This is a genomic window from Achromobacter veterisilvae, assembly GCF_900496975.1.
GTDB classification, from domain to species: Bacteria; Pseudomonadota; Gammaproteobacteria; order Burkholderiales; family Burkholderiaceae_B; genus Achromobacter; species Achromobacter veterisilvae.
In genome coordinates this window covers 166,142-186,635 of the sequence record NZ_UFQC01000007.1, presented here as the reverse complement: position 1 = coordinate 186,635, position 20,494 = coordinate 166,142, and the positions used below count along the sequence as shown (strand labels likewise).

Here is a 20,494-nt window from a genome sequence, read left to right as displayed (position 1 = left end):
GAATGAGAATTCGTCGTTCTGCAAGCCGGGTTTCGGTTGACGGAAAGGAGGGTTTATACGGAAGGCGGGGTGGCAGAAGGATCCGTGGAATGTTTCCGCCGCTCCAGTCCACTGCATGGGAGCGCTGCCGCCTGCAGGCGGTCGTAAAAATAGCGGTGAAATATCTCCCAATCCTGGTATTGGCTGGACGCTACCTGGTAGGCGCACAGTCGGCCGACCAAGCCGCAGATCCAATCAGCGCACTGAAGCGTCTGAAACAGATAGCTCTCGCCCTGAATCAGCGGCTCTATCAGCGTTCTGCATCTGTGGGCAGCATCTTCGAACATCGCCAGCGTGCAGGCCTCCACGTTCATCTCGCGCCAACCGCTGCCCGCCTGTTGTTCGTCGATCAAGAGCATGAAAGTCGCCTGCCGTGCCGAGAAAAACCGATCCGTGAGCCGAACAATACGCAGCAGATGATGCTTGAAAACCTCCGCTGGCCGATGCGATGCCGTGTCCGCTGATTTCCATTCGCCGCTATAGATCACATGCCCGCCGATCTGTTTGATCTGATTGAGCAATCGGCCCGTGGCGGTCCGTAGCTGTCGGTATTTCTCCACATTTCCGACGGTATAGAGTTGGGCGCCTTTCTTTTCCCACCGGTACGCAGGTTCCGCTTGTCGTTCCAGTTCGAACTTCAAGAGGCGGCATTTCAGCTTGTAGAAGTAGATTGCGAATTCGCGTACTGCTTCTACCGGCAAGACAAGCCCGCCAAATCCGAAGACTGGACTTGTTTTGTGCTTTCCATGATCACGGGAGACAAAAGGGCCGATGTGGCCGAACTCGTCCAGATACATGACGTAATGCATGGCGGAATCCTTCCCTACACCTGGCTTGCATGCGATCCGATGCAGTGTAGGGGGCGGGGGAAGGTGAATTTTCCCTGAGTGCATGGAAACGTCACGCCGCGCGCCACGCAGTGAATCCCGCCGGGAAAAAACACGAAGGCCCGCCGCGATGGATTGCGGCGGGCCTCGGAAGGTGGGCATATGGCATGCATATGCGTTGAAGAAACTTTAACGCGAAGCGAGCCTCGATGTAAGGGGCTAGGCGGCACCGAGACTCCGTATCAGACGGAATCCCTGCTCAGAACGGCGGGAATCCTGGTCTCAAAATCCGTCCCTAATTGGCCTGGTCCTTGCCCGGATCTTCGGCCAGCACCTGCGGCGAGGGGTAGCTCGCCCTGGGCTCGTCCATGGGCTCGGCGCGCAGCGGCTGGTGCACGCGGCTGGAGGGCACGAGCGAGACGGGATCCTCCGGGCTGGTCCACAGGGGATCCGGGATTTCGGCGAACACCTGCCGCAGGCGTTCGCCCCAGGTGCCGCGGATCATGCGGAAGTATTCGTTGTGTTCGTCGATGCTGGCGAAATGCGTGACGCGCAGCGCATCCGCGTCGTAGACCAGCAGGTCCAGCGGCAGGCCCACCGAGATGTTCGAGCGCAGCGTGGAGTCCATGGAGATCAGCGCGCACTTCGCGGCTTCGTCCAGCGAGGTGTCGGGACGCAGCACGCGGTCCAGGATGGGCTTGCCGTACTTGGCTTCGCCGATCTGGAAGTACGGGCATTCCTGTCCCGCCTCGATGAAATTGCCGGCCGAGTACACCTGGAACAGCCGGCAGCGCTCGGTGCCGATCTGGCCGCCGAAGATCAGGTTGACGTTGAAGTCCACGCCCTGCTCGTGCAGGACCGGGGCCTCGCGGTGAAAGACGTCGCGCACCGCCGCGCCGACGCGGTGCGCGGCCTCGAACATGTCGGGCGCGTTCCAGAGCGTGTCGCCGCTTTCGCCGCGCTGGCGCGTCAGCGCGTTCAGCACGGCCTGGCTGACCGCCAGGTTGCCGGAAGTCATCAGCGCCATCACGCGCTCGCCGGGGCGCTCGAAGACGGTCATTTTGCGGAAGACGCTGATCTGGTCGACTCCGGCGTTGGTGCGGGAATCGGCCAGGAAGACCAGGCCGGAATCAAGGCGGGCTGCTACGCAGTAGGTCATGATCGGAAATTGGAAAAACCACGCCGCATTGTATTGCGGCCCGGCCGCGCGAATGTTACTGCTGGGGGCTCGTCTGGACCTGCACGCTGACTTCCATGGATTCCTTGCCGCCGCCGCTGCGCACGCCGCGCACCGGCGAGGCCGAGTCGTAGTCCCGCGCCACCGCCAGCCGGCAATGGCAGTCCGAGGCGAACTGGCGGTTGGTGATGTCCACGCTGGTCCAGCCGACGCCGTCCAGCCAGACGTCGGCCCAGGCGTGGCTGGCCGCGTGCTCGGCCGTGGTGTAGAGATAGCCGCTGACATAGCGGGCGGGCACGCCCAGGCCGCGCACGCAGGCCAGGAACAGGTGGGCGTGGTCCTGGCAGACGCCGTGGCCCAGGGTCAGCACCTGCGCCGCGGCCGTGGTGACGTCGGTGGTGCCGGGTTCGTAGGCGACGCGGTCGCTGATGGCGGTGGCCAGGGCCAGGATGTCGTCCGGCGTATTCAGGCCGCCGGGCAGCGCCGCGCGCGCGAACGCCATGACGGTGTCGTCGGCCTGGGTCAGCGGCGTCTGCACGCAATAGGCGTGCACCGGCAGCCGGCTGTCTTCGCCGCCCAGCAGGCCGCGCGCCAGCGGCGCCACCACCACCTGTCCGGTCACGCGCAGTTCGATGTCGGTGTGCGGGTGGTTCAGCGTCAGTGTGTGCGTGATGTTGCCGTAGGCGTCCACCTGCTTTTCCAGCGCGCCGGGCGCCTCGATGTGCCAGCGCAGGACGCGCTGGTGTTCGTCGTCGCGCGGCGTCAGGCGCAGGGTCTGGATGCTGTAGGTGACAGGCGCCGTGTAGCGGTAGTGCGTGAGATGCGTGATGATCTGTTTCATTCCTGTCTCCGTGTCAGGACAGCGGCACCAGGAAGTCCTGGCTGATCCGGTTGCCCAGGTCGTTGATGCGGTCGAGGAAATGGTCCAGGTACTGGTGCAGTCCGCTGGCCAGGATGTCTTCGACTCGGCCGTATTGCAGTTCCGCACATAGCATGCCCGCTCGCCGTTCGGTCTCGGTCGAGCGCTGGTTGGAGACGCGCGCCAGATCGTCGGCCACCGCCCGCATCGTGGCCAGCAGCGAGCGCGGCATGTCGCCGTGCAGGATCAGCAGCTCGGCCACGCGGTCCGGGGTGATGACGTCGCGGTACACCTTGCGGTAGATCTCCAGTCCCGATACCGAGCTGAGCAGCGCCGACCAGCGGTAGAACTCGCTTTGCAGCGCCGCGGCGCCGGCGGGCTCGCTGCGGCCCTCCTGTCCGTTCCCCTCGCGTTCGTGGAACTTCACGTCCAGCATGCGCGCGGTGTTGTCGGCGCGTTCCAGGTGCATGCCGATGCGCAGGAAGTACAGGGCCTCGTCCTGCAGCATGGTGCCGGTGGTGACGCCGCGCGCCAGGTGCGAGCGGAACTTCACCCATTCGAAGAACTCGCCCGGGTTGCGCTCCAGCAGGCCGGTGTGCAGGTGCTTCAGCAATTCGAGCCAAGTGGTGTTGTAGGTTTCCCAGACCTCGGTGGTGAGGCTGCCGCGCACGGCGCGCGCGTTCTCGCGGGCGGCGCGCATGCAGGAAAAGATGGACGACGGATTCTCGGGATCCCGCACCATGTACTGAAGCACGTCGTGCGGCGAGATGGACGCGTACTTCTGCTGGTACAGGCCCTGCAGTTCGGAAATGCGCAGCACGCCCAGCCACGAGCCTTCGCGCGTCTGCGCGTCCTGCGGCAGCAGCGACATCTGCAGGTTCACGTCCAGCATGCGGGCGGTGTTCTCGGCGCGCTCGGTGTAGCGGCACATCCAGAACAGGCTGTCGGCGGTTCGGCTCAGCATGTTCAGTTCTCCTCCAGCACCCACGTGTCCTTGGTGCCGCCGCCCTGGCTGCTGTTGACCACCAGCGAACCCTCGGTTAGCGCCACGCGGCACAGGCCGCCCGGCACGGTCCGGATATCCTTGCCGCACAGCACATAGGGGCGCAGGTCCACGTGGCGGGGCGCCACGCCGGACTCGACGTAGGTCGGCACGGTGGACAGCGCCAGCGTGGGCTGCGCGATGTAGTTGGCGGGGTTGGCGCGCACGCGCTCGCGGAACGCGTCGACTTCCGCGCGGGAGGCGGACGGGCCCACGAGCATGCCGTAGCCGCCCGAGCCGTGGACCTCCTTCACCACCAGTTCGTGCATGTGGGCCAGCACGTGCGACAGCTCGTCCGGCCGGCCGCAGCGCCAGGTCGGCACGTTGGACAGCACCGGTTCCTCGCCGAGATAGAAGCGGATCATGTCCGGCACGTGCAGGTAGGTGGACTTGTCGTCCGCGATGCCGGTGCCGATGGCGTTGGCCAGCGTGACGCGGCCGGCGCGGTACACCGACAGCAGGCCGGGCACGCCCAGCGCGGAATCGGCGCGGAACGACAGCGGGTCCAGGAAGTCGTCGTCCAGCCGGCGGTAGATCACGTCCACCTTCCGCGGCCCTTGCGTGGTGCGCATGTAGACGGTGTTCTGCTCGACGAACAGGTCCTGGCCCTCGACCAGCTCCACGCCCATCTGCTGGGCCAGGAAGGCGTGTTCGAAGTAGGCCGAGTTGTACATGCCCGGGGTCAGCACCACCACGGTGGGATCGTCTCCGCCATGCGGGGCGACCTCGCGCAGGTTGTCCAGCAGCAGGTCGGGATAATGCGCCACCGGCTCCACCTTGATGCGGCCGAAGGCGTCCGGCATCAGCCGCATCGACATTTTGCGGTTCTCCAGCATGTAGGACACGCCGGAAGGCACGCGCAGGTTGTCTTCCAGCACATAGAATTCGCCCGCGCCGGCGCGCACGATGTCCACGCCGGCGATGTGGCAGTAGATGTCCTCGGCCACGTCCACGTCCTGCATCTCGGGGCGGTACTGGGCGTTGAGGAACACCTGTTCGGCGGGCACCACGCCGGCGCGCACGATGTCGTGCCCGTGGTAGATGTCGTGGATGAACATATTCAGCGCGCGCACGCGCTGCTTCAGGCCCGCCTCCAGGTGGCGCCATTCGTCGGCGGGAATGATCCGCGGGATCAGGTCGAAGGGAATCAGGCGCTCGGTGCCGGCGGCGTCGCCCGCGACCGAGAAAGTGATGCCGACGCGGCGGAAGCTCAGGTCCGCCTCCAGCCGGCGCACGGCCATGGCTTCCGCCGATTGCTCGCCGTGCCAGCGCTCGAAGGCCTGGTAGTGGGAGCGTATGCCGCCGGCGCTGTCGCGCATTTCGTCATAGGCGGCGGGACGGGATGTTCTGTCCTTCATGGCTCCTCCGGTACTGGTGCTTGCGGCCGGCTTTGCGCGCGGCCCTGATGAATTAAGCAACCCGCGTGCCAGCTTTGCCGGGGCGGGCGGGCCCCTTGGGAACAATATCCTCCCAAGGGCGTTGGAACGCCATCCCCATGGCGGTCGACGCGCGGGGAGGGGGTGGATGGCGCAGGGGCCGGGCGCGGCGCGGACATGCCTGCGCTGCTGGGGGGCCGCGAAAGGGCGCGGCGAAGTGCGGAAATGGTGCGGATCCCGGCGGGCGTTGCCAAGGGAAGGCCGCGGGCGGGGCGTTGCGGGGTGGGGGTGCTGCGGGGCGCCTCGATCCGAGGCGAAGCCCTGTATGTTACAGCTTGCACCGTTTTGGTGCAAGCTGCCGGGGCGATACTGGTGCGTCAGTTCATCCGGTAGCTATGCAGCGTCGTGCCGCTTGCGCCGCCTTGTTCCAGCGGCGCCTGGGGGACCCAGCCGTCCTGGGTCAGCACCGCGTCCAGCCGGAAATCGTGCGCGGCTGGGGCATAGTCCGCGTCCAGTTCGCCGCAGCTCCAGGCGATGCCGATCGCGATGAACGAATGGCCGCGGTCGCGCAGGGCGGCCAGGCTGCGGTCGTAATAGCCGCCGCCGTAGCCCAGGCGGTCGCCTTGCTCGGTATAGCCCAGGGTGGGCACCAGCACCACGTCGGGAAGCAATTCCGGGCCATGGACCGGTTCCTGGATGCCGTAGGGGCCCGCGCGCAGCTCGGCGTCCGGCGTCCAGGGCAGGAAGGCCAGCGGCGCGTTGCGTTCGCGCATCACGGGCAGCGCCACCGCCACGCCGCCGTCGGTCCATTGCTGCAGCAGGGGACGCAGATCGGGTTCGTCCGCCATGGGCCAGAAGGCGGCCACGGTGGCGGGCGCCGGACGGCCGGCGCGGACGGCTTCGTCGCGCGCCACGTTCAGCCAGGTGAACAGCCGCGCGCGCATCAGCAGACCGCCGCGGCTGCGCTGGTCTTCCGGCAGTTCGGCGCGCATTTTCCGCAATCGCGTGCGTAGCTGGACTGCGGTATCCTCTGGAGTATTTTGCGTAGTCATGCGGTGGCTGTGATGGGGGTGGACGAAGATGGCGGATATGCGGATGGTCGGCAAGCGGGCTTGCTGCTGGGCCCGTGTATAAGGGACGGGGCATGACACAGACTCTGCAATCCGGACGGTATCAGAAAACCGCGCGTGCCGCCGCCCAGGCCGGGTCCGGCCTGCGCCGCTGGCTGCCGCTGGTGGCGCTCTTCACCGCGGCCTGTGCGCCGGTGGACGCGCAACAGCGCAGCGCGGCGCTCAACACGCAGCCCCAGCCCGCCGTCCAGGCCGCCCAGCCCGCCATCTCGGTGCCGCCGGCGGTGCTGGCGGGCCTGCCGCCCACCGCCGAAACGCCCGCGCTGGCCGCCGTGGTCGCGGCGCGCGAGGCCATGAACCGCAAGCAATGGTCCATCCTGGGCGCGCTGGTGCCCCAGGCCAAGCCGGACACGCTGGGCATGTACCCCGAATACTGGCTGCTGCGCTACCAGTTGTGGACCCCGCCCACCACTGGCCGGCCCACCGCGGCGCTGCAACAGTTCATCGGCAGCAACGCCGACGCCTACCTGGCCGACCGCCTGCGCGGCGACTGGCTGCTGGCGGCCGCCCGCAGCGGAGACTTCGAAACCGTGCGCAAGCTGGCGCCGGTGAAGAACAGCAACGCCCAGATCGAATGCGCCATCCTGGACGCCAGGCACATGACCGGGCAGCGCGCCACGGCCGCGCAGGCCACGGCGGCGTTCGCGCCGGGGGGCGCCTGCTGGGCGCTGTACGACCAGCTCGTCGCCGACGGCGTGCTGGGGTGGGAACAACTGGAGCCCCAACTGCGCGACGCCATCGAGGCCAACAAGACGGCCGATGCGCGCAAGTTCGCGCAATACATGTTCGAGCCCCGCGACCTGAAAACCTATGACCTTCTCATGAAGGATCCCATGAAGTGGCTGACGCGCCAGGACCGTCTGCCCGTGGGCCGCAACGAGAAAGAACTGGTGACCATCGCGCTTGCCCGCCTGGCGCGTTCCGACGTCAGCGTGGCCGATTCCTACCTGCGCCGCGAATGGGCCAAGTCCGCGGAATGGTCCAAGTCCATGGCCAAGTCGAACCTGGCCTGGGTGCGCGGGCAGTACGCGCTGGTGGCCGCGCTGAACCTGGACAGCCGCGCGGACGACTGGTACCGGGAAGCCGGGCACATCCGCATGACGGAATACAACGCCGGCTGGAAGGTGCGCGCCGCCTTGCGCCAGCCCAGGATCGACTGGAAGTGGGTCATCGATTCCATCGAGCAGATGCCCGCCGCGCAGCAGGCCGAACCATCCTGGGTGTACTGGAAGGCGCGCGGGCAAGCCGCCCGCGGCAACAAGGAACAGGCCGCGGCCGCCTACGCCAGCATCGCCGACCGCTTCGACTTCTACGGCCAATTGGCCGCCGAGGAACTGGGCCGCCGCATCAACGTGCCGCCGCGTCCCGCGCCCGTCAGCGACCAGGAAATCGCCGAAGCCCGCGCCAATCCCGGCTTGCGCCGCGCGGTCCAGCTCTTCCGCCTGGGCTGGCGCGCCGAGGCCGTGCCCGAATGGAATTTCAGCCTGCGCGGCATGAGCGACCGCCAGCTCCTGGCCGCCGCCGAACTGGCCCGCGCCGAGAACATCTACGACCGCGTGGTCAACACGTCCGACCGCACCGAAAAGGAATTCGACTTCAGCCAGCGCTTCATCGCGCCCTTCGAAGGCCGCGTCACCGCCAAGGCCAACGCCATCGCGCTGGATCCGGCCTGGGTCTACGGCCTGATCCGCCAGGAATCCCGCTTCATCATGGACGCGCGTTCGCACGTGGGCGCCTCGGGCCTGATGCAGTTGATGCCGGCCACCGCCAAGTGGGTGGCGGGCAAGATCGGCATGAGCAACTTCACGCCCGACAGCGTCAACGACTTCGACACCAACACCGAGCTGGGCACCAACTACCTGAACATGGTGCTGCGAGACCTGAACGGTTCGCAGATGCTGGCCAGCGCGGGCTACAACGCCGGCCCGCGGCGTCCGCACAACTGGCGCTCGACCTTCTCGCATCCGGTGGAAGGCGCCATCTTCGCCGAGACCATCCCGTTCAACGAAACGCGCACCTACGTGAAGAACGTGATGTCCAATTCGGTGTATTACGCAGCCATGTTCAGCGGCCAGCCCCAGTCCCTGAAAGAGCGCCTGGGCAACGTCGTGCCGCTGGGCGCCGAAAGCACTTCGATTCCATGAGCCGGGATCCGGCCACGGAGGGCCTGCGGGCCTACATCGTGGGCGGGGCGGTGCGCGACGCGCTGCTCGGCCTGCCGCCCGGCGACCACGACTGGGTCGTCGTGGGCGCCACCCCGGAAGACATGGCGCGGCGCGGCTTCATCCCGGTGGGCGGCGATTTTCCCGTTTTCCTGCATCCCCGCAGCAAAGAGGAATACGCGCTGGCGCGCACCGAGCGCAAGTCGGGGCGGGGCTACAAGGGCTTCACGTTCTACACCGGGGCCGACGTCACGCTCGAAGAAGACCTGCGCCGCCGCGACCTGACCGTCAACGCCATCGCCCAGACGCCCGAGGGCGGCCTGGTCGATCCCCTGGGCGGCGAGGCCGACGTGCGGGCCCGGGTCTTGCGCCACGTGGGCGAAGCCTTCGAAGAGGATCCCGTGCGCATCCTGCGGCTGGGCCGCTTCGCGGCGCGCTTCGGCGACTTCACCGTCGCGCCCGAAACTCTGGAATTGTGTCGCCGCATGGTCGAGGCCGGCGAGGCCGACGCGCTGGTGGCCGAGCGGGTCTGGAAGGAACTGTCGCGCGGCCTGATGGCGGCCGCGCCTTCGCGCATGCTGGGCGTCATGCAGGCCTGCGGGGCGCTGGCGCGCGTGATGCCGGAACTGCAAGGCGTGGACGAGGTGGGCGCGGACGTGGATCGCGCGGCTGCCCAGGGCCTGTCCCTGCCGGGCCGCTACGCCTTGCTGTGCCGCTTGACGCCCGAGCGCGACGCGCTGGGCCGCCGGCTGCGCGTGCCCACCGAATGCAACGACTACGCGCGCCTGCTGCCCGACGTGCTGGCCGGCCTGGACGCCTCGCAGCGCGACGCGGACGCCGTCGAGGCGCAACTGGCGCTGATGGAGCGCGCCGACGCCTTGCGCAAGCCCGAACGCTTTTTCGATCTGCTGGAGGCGGCGTCGGTGCTGCGGCCGGTGGACCGGGCGGCGTGGCGCTTGCGCGTGGCCGCGGTACGCGGGGTGGACGCGGGGGCGATCGCGAAAGCCTGCGCCGGGGATCCGGCGCGCATCAAAGAGCGCGTGCGCGAGGCCCGGCTGGAACGCCTGCGGGCGGACGCCTCTAGGCTATAGCTTGCCCAGCCGGTCGCCGCGCGCGAAGCCCGTCAGCGGCTCCGTCATGCCACGCCCTACCGCCAGCACCTTGAACAGTTCTCCCATTTCCGCTTCGGACAGCAGCTTCTGCACGGGCGCGACCGTCTTCGCATAGTCTTGCGCGTCCGATGGATCCAGTTGCGCCAGCAGGTCCATCAGCCCGGCGTTCATCAGGAAGCGGGCCTGCGAGGTATAGCCCAGGACCTGCAGGCCGGCGTCCTGCGCGGCGTCCGCCATCGCCGTGAAATCGACGTGCGCGGTGATGTCCTGCAGGCCCGGCGCGGTGAACGGATCGCCGTGCGCGCGATGGCGCAGATGGCACATGAGCGTGCCGCCCGCGCGCTGCGGATGGTAGTACTCGCCGCGGGGAAAACCATAGTCCACCAGCAGCGCCGCGCCGCGTTCGAGCCAGCGGCCCATTGCGGCGACCCAGGCTTCGGCCTGCGGATTGATTTCGGAAACGTAGCCGGGCAGCGCCGGCATGCGGCCAGCCACGGCATCGGCCAGCGCCGGCGGCGCCGGCCGGTCTTCCCAGATGAAGTCCCGGGCGGCGTCCAGCGCCACGCCGCGTTCCAGCACCGTGCCGTCCTCGCTCCAGCGGAAGATCGACACCGGCATCGCGTCCAGGACCTCGTTGGCCAGTACGCAGCCTGAGAAGGCATCGGGCAGCGCGTCCAGCCATTGCACGCGGTCGCCGAACGCCGCCAGCCTTTCGGCCTGGCGCGCGCGCAGGTCGGCGGACACTTCCAGGATCAGGTAGCGGGTCTGCTCCAGCCCCAGCGCATCCAGTTCGCCCAGCACGCCCTCGGCCAGGGCGCCGGTGCCGGCGCCGAACTCCAGCACGGTGTCCGTCCGCGTCTGGCGCAGCACCTGGGCGGCCTGGCGGGCCAGCGTGCGCGCGAACAGCGGCGTCAGTTGGGGGGCCGTGACGAAGTCGCCCTCGGGGTTCTTGCCGCCGTCATCGGCCCGCGCCAGCTTGATGTTGCCCGCCGCGTAGTAGCCCAGGCCGGGCGCATACAGGGCCTGGGCCATCCAGCGGTCGAACGGCAGCCAGCCGCCGTTGGCCGCGATGGCATCGCGCAGGTGGGCGGCCGTGGCGGCGCTGTGTTCCTGGGCGGCGGGGTCCAGAGGCGGGAGATTGGCGGGAGAGGGGCGTTGCATGGAGCGGCTATTTGAAGAATCGGGGAATTTTAGCCGGGCCGCGGATGCGCGCCGGGTTCCGGCGACGCGCGCGCACAGCCCAGCGCCCGCTGGCGCCGACCTTTCTACTCACTATATGAGATTGATACTTATATATTGATAATTTGAAAAAACCTCCCTACACTCGCTCCCACGTCGAAGCACAGAACGATGTCAGGAAAGAGGAAGGAGCCACGTGTCAAACGCTCAACGCAAACTCAAGGCCGCCATCATTGGCAGCGGCAACATCGGCACGGATCTGATGATCAAGATCCTGCGCCATGGGCAACACATCGAAATGGGGGCGATGGTCGGCATCGACCCGCAATCGGACGGCCTGGCCCGCGCGGCGCGCCTTGGCGTGGCCACCACGCACGAGGGCGTCGAAGGCCTGGCGCGGCTGCCGGTCTTCCAAGACATTGATTTTGTGTTCGATGCCACCAGCGCCGGCGCGCATGTGAAGAACGATGCATTCCTGCGCGCCCTCAAGCCCGGAATCCGCATGGTGGATCTCACGCCCGCCGCGATCGGCCCGTATTGCATTCCCGTGGTCAATGGCGAGGCGTACCTGGACGCGCTGAACGTGAACATGGTGACGTGCGGCGGCCAGGCGACGATTCCGATGGTGGCGGCCGTGTCGCGCGTCGCCAAAGTGCACTATGGCGAAATCGTGGCGTCGATCTCCAGCAAGAGCGCGGGCCCCGGCACGCGCGCCAACATCGACGAGTTCACCGAGACCACGTCCAGGGCGATCGAAGCGGTGGGCGGCGCCACCAAGGGCAAGGCCATCATTGTGCTGAACCCGGCCGAGCCGCCGCTGATCATGCGCGACACCGTCTATACGCTGAGCGAGCTGGCCGACGAAGACGCGATCGCCCGTTCGATCGAGGAGATGGCGGCCGCCGTGCAGGCCTACGTGCCCGGCTACCGCATGAAGCAGCGGGTGCAGTTCGACCGTATCGACACGCCGGTGCGCCTGCCTGGCGTGGGCGATGCGCTCACGGGGCTGAAGACCTCGATCTTCCTGGAAGTTGAAGGCGCGGCCCACTATCTGCCGGCCTACGCCGGCAACCTGGACATCATGACCAGCGCGGGTCTGCGCACCGCGGAACACATGGCCAAGCGCATGCTGGCAACCACCGTGGCTGTTTGAGAGCGGCAACACACCATGAATCAAGCCAAGAAAATCTACATTTCCGACGTGACGCTGCGCGATGGCAGCCACGCCATCCGTCATCAATACAGCGTTGAAAACGCCAAGCAGATCGCCCAGGCGCTCGATGACGCCAAAGTGGACTCCATCGAGGTCGCGCATGGCGACGGCCTGCAGGGATCGAGTTTCAACTACGGTTTTGGCGCGCACACCGACCTGGAATGGATCGAGGCCGTGGCCAGCGTGGTCAAGCACGCCAGGATCGCGACGCTGCTGCTGCCCGGCATCGGCACCGTGCACGACCTGAAGAACGCCTATGACGCGGGCGTGCGCGTGGTGCGCGTGGCCACGCACTGCACCGAGGCCGATGTGTCCCGGCAGCATATCGAATATGCCCGCCATCTCGGCATGGAGGCCGTGGGCTTTCTGATGATGAGCCACATGACCGAACCGCAGGCGCTCGCGCGGCAGGCCAAGCTCATGGAGAGCTACGGCGCGACCTGCTGCTACGTGGTGGACTCCGGCGGCGCGCTGGGCATGCAGGACGTGCGGGACCGCTTCCGCGCGTTCAAGGACGTGCTCAAGCCCGAAACGCAGACCGGCATGCATGCCCACCACAACCTGAGCCTGGGGGTGGCCAATTCCATCGTCGCGGTGGAAGAAGGCTGCGACCGCGTGGACGCGAGTCTGGCCGGCATGGGCGCCGGCGCGGGCAATGCCCCGTTGGAGGCCTTCATCGCCGCCATCGACCGCATGGGTTGGAACCATGGCACCGATCTCTACAAGCTCATGGACGCGGCCGACGACATCGTGCGCCCGTTGCAGGACCGTCCGGTGCGGGTGGACCGCGAGACGCTGGCGCTGGGCTATGCGGGCGTGTACAGCTCGTTCTTGCGCCATGCCGAGGCGGCGGCGGCGAAGTATCAGTTGAAGACGGTGGACATCCTGGTCGAGCTGGGCAAGCGCCGCATGGTGGGCGGCCAGGAAGACATGATCGTCGACGTGGCGTTGGACATCCTCAAGCAGCGCGCCTGAGCCGCGGGGAGCCAAGCCCGCTGCCGGCCGCTCCCGCGTGGGCAGCCGGCAGGCTTGAGGCGGGCTGGGTCCGAGCCGGCGGTTTGCCGGCGCAAGTACAAAAAAAGCACGGCATCCATTTCATGCGGGGAATTCCCCGCGGATGTCCGATCGAACACTCACGAGACAAACAAGACCATGAGCGCAACACAACTGGCCCCGACCGCGGGCAACAGGCCGGCGGGCAACAACGCCGCTTCGGCAACCGCCGCCATCAGCCCGGCCGACCGCCGGCGCGCGCTGTTTGGCAGCGCGGTGGGCAGCACCATCGAGTGGTATGACTATTTCCTCTACGGAACCATGTCGTCCATCGTCTTCGGCAGGCTGTTCTTTCCCTCGGACGACCCCGTGACCAGCCAGTTGCTGGCGCTCGCCTCGTTCGCGCTGGCGTTCCTGATACGTCCCATAGGCGGCATCGTCTTCGCGCACGTGGGCGACCGCGTCGGCCGCAAGAAGACGCTGGTGATAACGCTGTCCATCATGGGGATTTCCACGGTGCTGATCGGGCTGACGCCGACCTATGCGAGCATCGGCGTATGGTCGCCCATCCTGCTGACCCTGCTGCGCTTGTTGCAGGGGCTGGCGCTGGGCGGCGAATGGGGAGGCGGTGTATTGCTGGCGGTGGAATACTCGCCCGCCGAAAAGCGGGGCTTCTACGGCGCGGTGCCGCAAACCGGCGCGCTGTTCGGCCTGGCGCTGGGCAACTTCGTCACCTCGGGCCTGAGCGCGCTGTTTTCGGAAGAAGCCTTCCTGTCCTACGGCTGGCGCATTCCGTTCGTGCTGTCCATCGTGCTGGTGCTGATCGGCATGTGGATCCGCAACAAGGTGGAAGAGACGCCGTCTTTCCGCAAGGTGGCCGCAGAGGCGCGGGCGAATCCCAAGAGCGCCGAACACAAGCGGATGCCGCTGGTGGAAACGCTGACCCGGCATTGGCGCGCCGTGCTGATCGCCATTGGCGCCAAGTTCGTGGAGACCAGCACCTTCTTTCTCTTCGCCACGTTCACCATTTCGTATTTGGTGGGCCTGGGCTATGAGCGTGTCGCGGCGCTGAACGTGGTGCTGGTCGCCGCGCTGATCGCCGTGCCGGTCATGCTGTATTTTGGCGCGTTGTCCGACCGGATCGGCCGCAAGAAAGTCTTTGTGTGGGGCACGGTCGCGATCGTGGTCTATGCGCTGCCTTACTTCTGGCTGCTCAACCAGGGCTCGGCGCTGATTTCCACGGCGGCGGTGGTGGTGGGCTTTTCCATCATCTGGTCCACCTACGGTTCGGTCCTGGGCACCTTCTTCGCCGAGAGCTTCCCGCCGAATGTGCGCTACACCGGCATTTCGCTCGGCTACCAGGTGGGGGCCGCGCTGGTCGGCGGCCCGATGCCGCTCATCGCCACGGCCTTGCTGGCCCGGTATCATGGCAGCTATGTCCCGGTTGCGATCTTCATTGCCCTGTGCGCTTTGGTATCGCTGATCGCGATCAGCTTCACCAAGGATCGTACCGGACAACCGCTGGATGCGTGATGCAGCGAGTGCGTGAGGCATCGGCGCCGCGGCGCCGATGGCTGTCCGATGCTTCACGATCCGTCACTCACTGCCCACGAAATGACCGAAAAGCCCGACACCAAGACCGCCAAGGTAGCCAAACCGCTCGCCAGCCAGACCCTCTTTCGCGGACTCGACGTGGTGAGCGCGGTGGCCGAAGGCTGCCGCAGCGTGAAGGACATCTCGGACAGAACCGGCATTGCCTTCAGCACCACGCACCGGCTGGCTTCGGCGCTGGTGCAGATCCGCTACCTGCATTTCGAGCCCCGCAAGGGATATCGCCTGGGCAGCCGGCTGGTCGAGCTGGGCTTCCTGGCCTATCGCGAATCGGCCATCACCACGACGGCCCGTCCCTTGCTGGAGGAACTGGCCGCGCAGACGCAAGACACGGTGCATCTGGCCGCGCTGGATGAAGACGAAGGCATCATCTATCTCGACAAGATCGGCGGCAAACGCCCCATCGAAGTCAACACGCGCATAGGCGGGCGCAAGCCCGTGTGCTGCACCAGCGTGGGCAAGGCGTTGATTCTCGACCAGGGGCGCGCCGCCTGGACGAAGCGCTACGAACAAGAGGCGGCAAAAGGGCTGGCCGGACCGCTGTCGCTGGAGCAGTGGCTGGAAGCCATGGCGACCTATGCCTCGAAGGGATACACCTTTGACCTGGGCGAAAACGTCGACGGGATCCGTTGCGTCGGCACGCCTGTGCGCGATGCCAGCGGAGAGATCGTCGCGTCTATCAGCGTGACGAGCACGGACGCCTATACCGACGAAGCCCGCATGCACGAGATCATTCCGCTCGTGCAGAACGTCGCCCGCAAGATCAGCATGCTGCTGGGCGCGAGAAGCACGTAGCCCGAGATCCGCGCCAGGCGGATTGCCGGCGGAGAATGCAAAACACCCCAGGGATCGGATTATCGTCCGATGCCTGGGGTGCGGTCAGATCGCCGGCGCGGTTCTTGTCGAACCGCTGGGACCGGGATCAGTCGCGGCGCGCGCCGGCCGGCTTGGCGAAGCGCTTGGCGGGGCCGCCGGGGCGCTTGTCGAACGTGGGCTTGCCGCGGAAACCGCCTTCGGGACGGTCGCCGCCACGGAAGCCGCCTTCGCGCTGAGGACGGTCGCCGAAGCTGGGGCGGTCGCTGAAGCTGGGGCGGGCGTCACGGTCGCCGCCGCGGAAACCGCCTTCGCGGGGGCCGCGTTCGCTGAACGGACGGGCGTCGCGCTGGGGACGGTCGCCATAGCTGGGGCGGTCGCCGAAGCTGGGACGCGAATCGCGGTCGCCGCCGCGGAAGCCGCCTTCGCGTTGAGGACGGTCGCCGAAGGGGCGGTTGCCCTGGTAGCCGCCTTCACGCTGCGGGCGGTCGCCGAAGCTGGGGCGATCGCTGAAAGAGCGGGCCGGACGATCGCCGAACGGGCGATTGCCTTGGTAGCCGCCTTCACGGGGGGCGCCCTCGCGGTTGCCCTGGTAACCGCCTTCACGCGGCTTGAACTCGCCGCGCGGGCCGCCGAAGGAACGGCCTTCGCGCTGGCCCTGGTAGCCGCCGCCGGGACGCTTGCCGAACGGCTTGCCGCCACGCGGGGCGCCGCCGGTCGACGGACGCGGGGTGCGCTTGGGTTCCAGGCCGGCGATCACTTCAGGATTGATCGACTGGCCGATGTAGTGCTCGATGCGGCGCACCTTGTGGCGCTCGGAATGCGTGGCCAGCGTGAAGGCCAGGCCGTTGCGGCCGGCGCGGCCGGTGCGGCCGATGCGGTGCACGTAGTCTTCGGCCTGCATCGGCAGGTCGAAGTTGACCGCGTGGCTGATGCCTTGGACGTCGATGCCGCGGGCGGCCACGTCGGTGGCGACCAGGATGCGCAGTTGGCCGCGTTGCAGTTGCGACAGGGTGCGGGTGCGCTGGCGCTGGTTCATGTCGCCGTGCAGGGCGGCGGCGGCGAAGCCCTGGTCGGCCAGGCGGTCGGCCAGGTCGTCGGCGCCGCGCTTGGTCGACGTGAAGACGATGGCCTGGTCCAGCGAGGCGTCGCGCAGCACGTGGTCCAGGAGCTGCATCTTGTGGCTGGCGTCGTCCGCGTACAGCAGGCTTTGCGTGATGTTGGTGTGCTTTTCCTTCGCGCCGGCCATTTCGATGCGTTGCGGGTCGCGCATCATGCGCGCCGCCAGCTTGGCGATGGTGCCGTCCAGCGTGGCCGAGAACAGCAGCGTCTGACGGTCTTGCGGCAGGCGGCCGACGATGGTCTCGATATCCTCGATGAAGCCCATGTCCAGCATGCGGTCGGCTTCGTCCAGCACCAGCGTGTGCACGGTGTTCAGCTTGACGCGGCCCGATTGCAGGTGGTCGATCAGGCGGCCTGGGGTGGCGACCAGCACGTCCACGCGGCGCGACAGCGCCTTCAATTGCGCGCCGTAGGGCATGCCGCCCACGACGGTGGCGGTGCGCAGGTCGGCCAGCTTGCGGCCGTAGGTCGCGGTGGCTTCGGTGACTTGCAGGGCCAGTTCGCGGGTCGGGGTCAGCACCAGCACTTGCACGCCGACGCCCTTGTTGGCGGGCATCTGGGCGATGCGGTGCAGCGCCGGCAGCATGAAGGCGGCGGTCTTGCCGCTGCCCGTTTGCGAGGAGACCATCAGGTCGTGGCCGGCCAGCGCCTGCGGGATGGCGGCGGCTTGGACGGCGGTGGGGGTGTTGAAGCCAGCGTCTTGAACGGCCGACAACAGAGCGGGCGCAAGACCCAGGTTTTCGAAAGACATTACTTTCCCTTGCCGCAATCAATGCGACGCAGTGCTTGGTCGGGCCAGGGGATTAGGCGGCCGGATCCAGGCGACGGTTGATGGAGCATCGTGCCGACCGGATCAACCATGCGCGTGGCGCGTTCACTTGTACAGATTGGAACGCAGGGCGAAAGGAAAGGGGTCAGGAATCGATGATGGTTCGGCAGAGGCCGGGGCTGCTGCCCGGCGGACTGCGAAAACTTCCGCTAAATCAAAGCGGTAAATGCCGAACTCGTTTTGTGCAGTGCGGCGATCATAACCTGAATTCGCCTTGCATGGGAATTGTTTTTTTGTCCAGTCCCCAATCAATAGGGTTTTTCCCTTGGTCGGCCAGCCATTCATTGGTCGCCCGGAAGTGGCCGCAACCCAGGAACGGCACCGGCGGCCGCCTCGCGGAGAGCGGCGAGGGGTGATTGGACATCAGGACCAGGTGGCCGCTGTTGTCAGGCAGCAACGAACGTTTGGCCTGGGCATGCGCGCCCCAAAGCATGAAGACCTTGGGCGAGGGGTCGCGGGCGACCAGTGCGATCAATGCGTCGGTCACCGTTTCCCAGCCGCGCTTGGCGTGGGAGGCCGGCAGGCCGTCTTCCACCGTCAGCGCTGTGTTCAGCAGCAGCACGCCCTGCCCGGCCCAACTGCTCAGGTCATTGCCGGCGGGGACGGGCGTGCCCGGAAATTCCTGGGCGATCTCATTGAAGATGTTGCGCAGGCTGGGCGGCCGCTTGCAATCGTCCGGCACCGAGAAGGCCAGGCCCTGGGCCTGGCCCGGGCCATGGTAGGGGTCCTGCCCCAGGATCACCACCCGCACGTCCGACGGCGCCAGTCCTTGCAGGGCGCGGAAAGGCGTGGCGGGGTAGACGGTGGCGCCTTCGCCCAGGCGCTTTTCGACGTGGGCGGTCACTGCCGCCAGGGCGTCGGCCACTTGCGGGTCGGCGAAGGCCGCGCGCCAGGCAGCGGGCAGTTGCGCCGTCTGGGCGGCGAGGGCGTGGGGAGTCAGGCGGTTGTCGATCGGCATGGGCGCGATTTTGGCATAGCCCGGGCGGGTGGCGGAGCGGCGTCGACGGAGGCGCCTGTACAGGGTTTTCCCCGGGAAATTTTTCAGACTCGTCTGATGGAGCCGCGGCCGTCCAACGCGTAGCGTGTAACTAATTCAAACGTGTGAAAGTCGTGCACGCATTAATAAATATCAATGAAAAATATCTAATTATCGGTAATGTCGGCAAATTTGCATAAATTTGTCTCTATTTATCAATTAAATCAAATCTTAAGTTTTGCCCGCATAGTTCCGTCAACCGAAATATAGTAATTTTTAATTTCAACAAGAAACAAGTGCGAGCCAGCCTTTCCTGGCGGCGAATCCTCCGGCATAAGGGTTTGCGCCGCCTGTCGCTGTCGGTGGGACTGACGGCGCTCTTCGCATCCTCCGTGGCCGCGCAGCCGGCGCAGGCAGAGGCCGCCGCCCGTGCCGGCGAGATCCAGCGCCGCCAGGAGCAGGAGCTCGAGGCCCAGCGCGCCCGCGCCGCCCAGCGCCCGGACGTGCTGTCCGCGCCCGAGGCGCCGGCGGCGGGCGAGGGGCCCCTGGTGTTTCCCCAGGAAACCCCCTGCTTCGCCTTGCGCGACGTCCTGTGGGACGGCCCCGAGCCCCCGGTGGAACTGCGCCGCGTGGCCGCGGGCGCCATCGGCCCCTGCGTGGGCGGCCAGGGCCTGAAGGCCTTGCAGGAGCATCTGCACGCCCGCCTGATCGACCAGGGCCTCATCACCGCCCGCGTGCTGGTGCCCGAGCAATCGCTCGCCGGCGGCACGCTGACGCTGCGCTACGTGCCCGGCCGTATTTCGGCGGTCAAGAGCGAGGGCGCGGCCGGTTGGTGGCGCACCGCGCTGCCGACCTGGCCCGGCGGAGATCTCAATCAGCGCGACCTGGACCAGGCGCTGGAAAACATCCGGCGCCTGGGCAGCCAGGCCGACGCCACCATCGACGTGGCGCCGGGCCCCGAGCTGGGCGATTCCGACATTCTCATCAAGCCGGGCACCGGCAAGCGCTGGCACGCCTATGTGGGCGGCGACAACGCCGGTATGGAAGCCACCGGCAAGAACCAGGTCAACGCGGGCTTGACGCTGGATTCGCCGCTGTTTCTGTACGACCAGCTTTCGGTGTCGTGGAACAGCAACGCCAGCCTGCGCCGCGACGACGCGCTGTCGCGCGCGGCGTCCATCAATTACAGCATTCCCTTCGGCTACTGGACCCTGTTCGCCGGCGCCAGCAAGTCGCGCTACCGCCAGACCGTGGCGGGCTTCGAAGAGCCCATCGTCTATGGCGGCACCACCCGGCAGGTGGACCTGGGCGTGTCCGTGGTGCCCTACCGCGGCAGCAACTACAAGGGCACCGCCACGCTGAAGTTCCTGCGCAAGCGCGTCAACAGCACCATCAACGACATCGACATCGAAGTGCAGCGCCGCGACGTTGCCGGCTACGAATTCGGCTACGGGCATCGCCAGTACCTGGGCCAGGCCGTGCTGGACGTGGGCGGCGGCGTGCGCGGCACCCTGCCGCAGTTTTCCGACCAGCCCGGCTACGTCTATGGCGACCCGGACTGGAACGGGCGCAGCACCATACTTTCCGCCAACGCCGGCCTGTACCTGCCTTTCAAGGTGGCGGGGCAGCAACTGGCCTACCAGGCCAACTGGCAGATCCAGCACGCGAAGACCGCCGTGGTGCCGGCCGACTACTTCACCATCGGCAACCGCTACGCCGTGCGCGGCTTCGACGGCCAGATGACGCTGGCTTCCGAAGACGGCTGGAGCCTGCGCAACGACCTGTCGCTGAATCTCGGCGACCTGGGCCAGCAGCTCTATGCCGGCCTGGATATGGGCCGCGTAGGCGGCCCGTCCGCCGAATTCCTGTCCGGCCGCACGCTGGCCGGCGCCGTCGCCGGCCTGCGCGGCCGCGTCGCCATGCCCTATGTGAACGCCAGCTACGACCTGTCGGCGGGCTGGCCGCTGAAAAAACCCGAAAACCTCAAGACCAGCAACACCGTGTTCGCCCTGTCGCTGATGTTCGAGTTCTAGC

At 67.1% G+C, this 20,494-nt stretch carries 16 protein-coding genes; 7 read left to right on the top strand and 9 right to left on the bottom strand.

All coding sequences use genetic code 11. From position 1 onward, the window contains the following. Window positions 1-53: 53 nt before the first annotated feature. From AVE30378_RS08535 to AVE30378_RS08510, 6 genes are all read right to left on the bottom strand, one after another. On the bottom strand, window positions 54-848 hold the full coding sequence (locus AVE30378_RS08535; protein WP_129240424.1) for a DUF3800 domain-containing protein: 795 nt from the start codon (window positions 846-848) through the stop codon (window positions 54-56). Between the two features lie 313 nt (window positions 849-1,161). After that, window positions 1,162-2,025: a proteasome-type protease gene (locus tag AVE30378_RS08530; RefSeq protein WP_129240423.1), complete on the bottom strand. Its 864-nt coding sequence runs from the start codon at window positions 2,023-2,025 to the stop codon at window positions 1,162-1,164. 55 nt (window positions 2,026-2,080) lie between these two features. Next, window positions 2,081-2,884, bottom strand: a complete 804-nt coding sequence (locus AVE30378_RS08525) for a transglutaminase family protein (protein ID WP_129240422.1) — start codon at window positions 2,882-2,884, stop codon at window positions 2,081-2,083. Window positions 2,885-2,897: 13 nt separating this feature from the next. After that, the gene (locus tag AVE30378_RS08520; protein ID WP_129240421.1) at window positions 2,898-3,866 is read right to left on the bottom strand and encodes an alpha-E domain-containing protein; all 969 of its coding nucleotides are present in this window, start codon (window positions 3,864-3,866) and stop codon (window positions 2,898-2,900) included. Between the two features lie 2 nt (window positions 3,867-3,868). Beyond that, entirely contained in the window at window positions 3,869-5,302 is a 1,434-nt protein-coding gene (locus AVE30378_RS08515) for a circularly permuted type 2 ATP-grasp protein (RefSeq protein ID WP_129240420.1), read from the bottom strand. Window positions 5,303-5,697: 395 nt separating this feature from the next. Continuing rightward, window positions 5,698-6,372, bottom strand: coding sequence for a 5-formyltetrahydrofolate cyclo-ligase (locus AVE30378_RS08510; RefSeq protein ID WP_129240419.1), 675 nt, complete (start codon window positions 6,370-6,372; stop codon window positions 5,698-5,700). 92 nt (window positions 6,373-6,464) lie between these two features. Here AVE30378_RS08510 and AVE30378_RS08505 point away from each other — a divergent pair, with 92 nt between their 5' ends. Together AVE30378_RS08505 and AVE30378_RS08500 are read left to right on the top strand one after the other, a co-directional pair. After that, a complete protein-coding gene (locus AVE30378_RS08505) occupies window positions 6,465-8,594 on the top strand; it encodes a lytic transglycosylase domain-containing protein (protein ID WP_129240418.1) in 2,130 nt (709 codons plus the stop codon). After that, window positions 8,591-9,703, top strand: coding sequence for a tRNA nucleotidyltransferase/poly(A) polymerase-related protein (locus AVE30378_RS08500; RefSeq protein ID WP_129240417.1), 1,113 nt, complete (start codon window positions 8,591-8,593; stop codon window positions 9,701-9,703). The genes AVE30378_RS08505 and AVE30378_RS08500 overlap by 4 nt, the downstream gene beginning before the upstream one ends. On the opposite strand, the gene AVE30378_RS08495 is transcribed toward AVE30378_RS08500, so the two are convergent. After that, complete coding sequence (locus tag AVE30378_RS08495; RefSeq protein ID WP_129240416.1) at window positions 9,698-10,885, bottom strand: class I SAM-dependent methyltransferase; 1,188 nt, start codon at window positions 10,883-10,885, stop codon at window positions 9,698-9,700. The two genes, AVE30378_RS08500 and AVE30378_RS08495, sit on opposite strands and share 6 nt — an antisense overlap. Before the next feature lie 214 nt (window positions 10,886-11,099). On the opposite strand from AVE30378_RS08495, the gene AVE30378_RS08490 reads away from it, so the two are divergent. The 4 genes from AVE30378_RS08490 (at window position 11,100) to AVE30378_RS08475 (ending at window position 15,515) form a co-directional block, all read left to right on the top strand. Beyond that, complete coding sequence (locus AVE30378_RS08490; protein ID WP_129240415.1) at window positions 11,100-12,056, top strand: acetaldehyde dehydrogenase (acetylating); 957 nt, start codon at window positions 11,100-11,102, stop codon at window positions 12,054-12,056. A gap of 15 nt (window positions 12,057-12,071) precedes the next feature. Then, on the top strand, window positions 12,072-13,091 hold the full coding sequence (gene dmpG, locus AVE30378_RS08485; protein ID WP_129240414.1) for a 4-hydroxy-2-oxovalerate aldolase: 1,020 nt from the start codon (window positions 12,072-12,074) through the stop codon (window positions 13,089-13,091). A 177-nt stretch (window positions 13,092-13,268) separates the two neighbouring features. Continuing rightward, a complete protein-coding gene (locus AVE30378_RS08480; protein WP_129240413.1) occupies window positions 13,269-14,642 on the top strand; it encodes an MFS transporter in 1,374 nt (457 codons plus the stop codon). An 81-nt stretch (window positions 14,643-14,723) separates the two neighbouring features. Next, complete coding sequence (locus tag AVE30378_RS08475; protein ID WP_129240412.1) at window positions 14,724-15,515, top strand: IclR family transcriptional regulator; 792 nt, start codon at window positions 14,724-14,726, stop codon at window positions 15,513-15,515. 127 nt (window positions 15,516-15,642) lie between these two features. On the opposite strand, the gene AVE30378_RS08470 is transcribed toward AVE30378_RS08475, so the two are convergent. Continuing rightward, the gene (locus AVE30378_RS08470) at window positions 15,643-17,406 is read right to left on the bottom strand and encodes a DEAD/DEAH box helicase (RefSeq protein ID WP_129240411.1); all 1,764 of its coding nucleotides are present in this window, start codon (window positions 17,404-17,406) and stop codon (window positions 15,643-15,645) included. A gap of 274 nt (window positions 17,407-17,680) precedes the next feature. Next, entirely contained in the window at window positions 17,681-18,442 is a 762-nt protein-coding gene (locus tag AVE30378_RS08465) for a uracil-DNA glycosylase (protein ID WP_129240410.1), read from the bottom strand. A 359-nt stretch (window positions 18,443-18,801) separates the two neighbouring features. Between AVE30378_RS08465 and AVE30378_RS08460 the strand changes: the two genes are divergently transcribed. Then, window positions 18,802-20,493 carry a ShlB/FhaC/HecB family hemolysin secretion/activation protein gene (locus AVE30378_RS08460; protein WP_244234993.1) on the top strand — a complete coding sequence of 564 codons (1,692 nt, stop codon included), beginning with the start codon at window positions 18,802-18,804 and terminating at the stop codon, window positions 20,491-20,493. Window position 20,494: the final 1 nt, after the last annotated feature.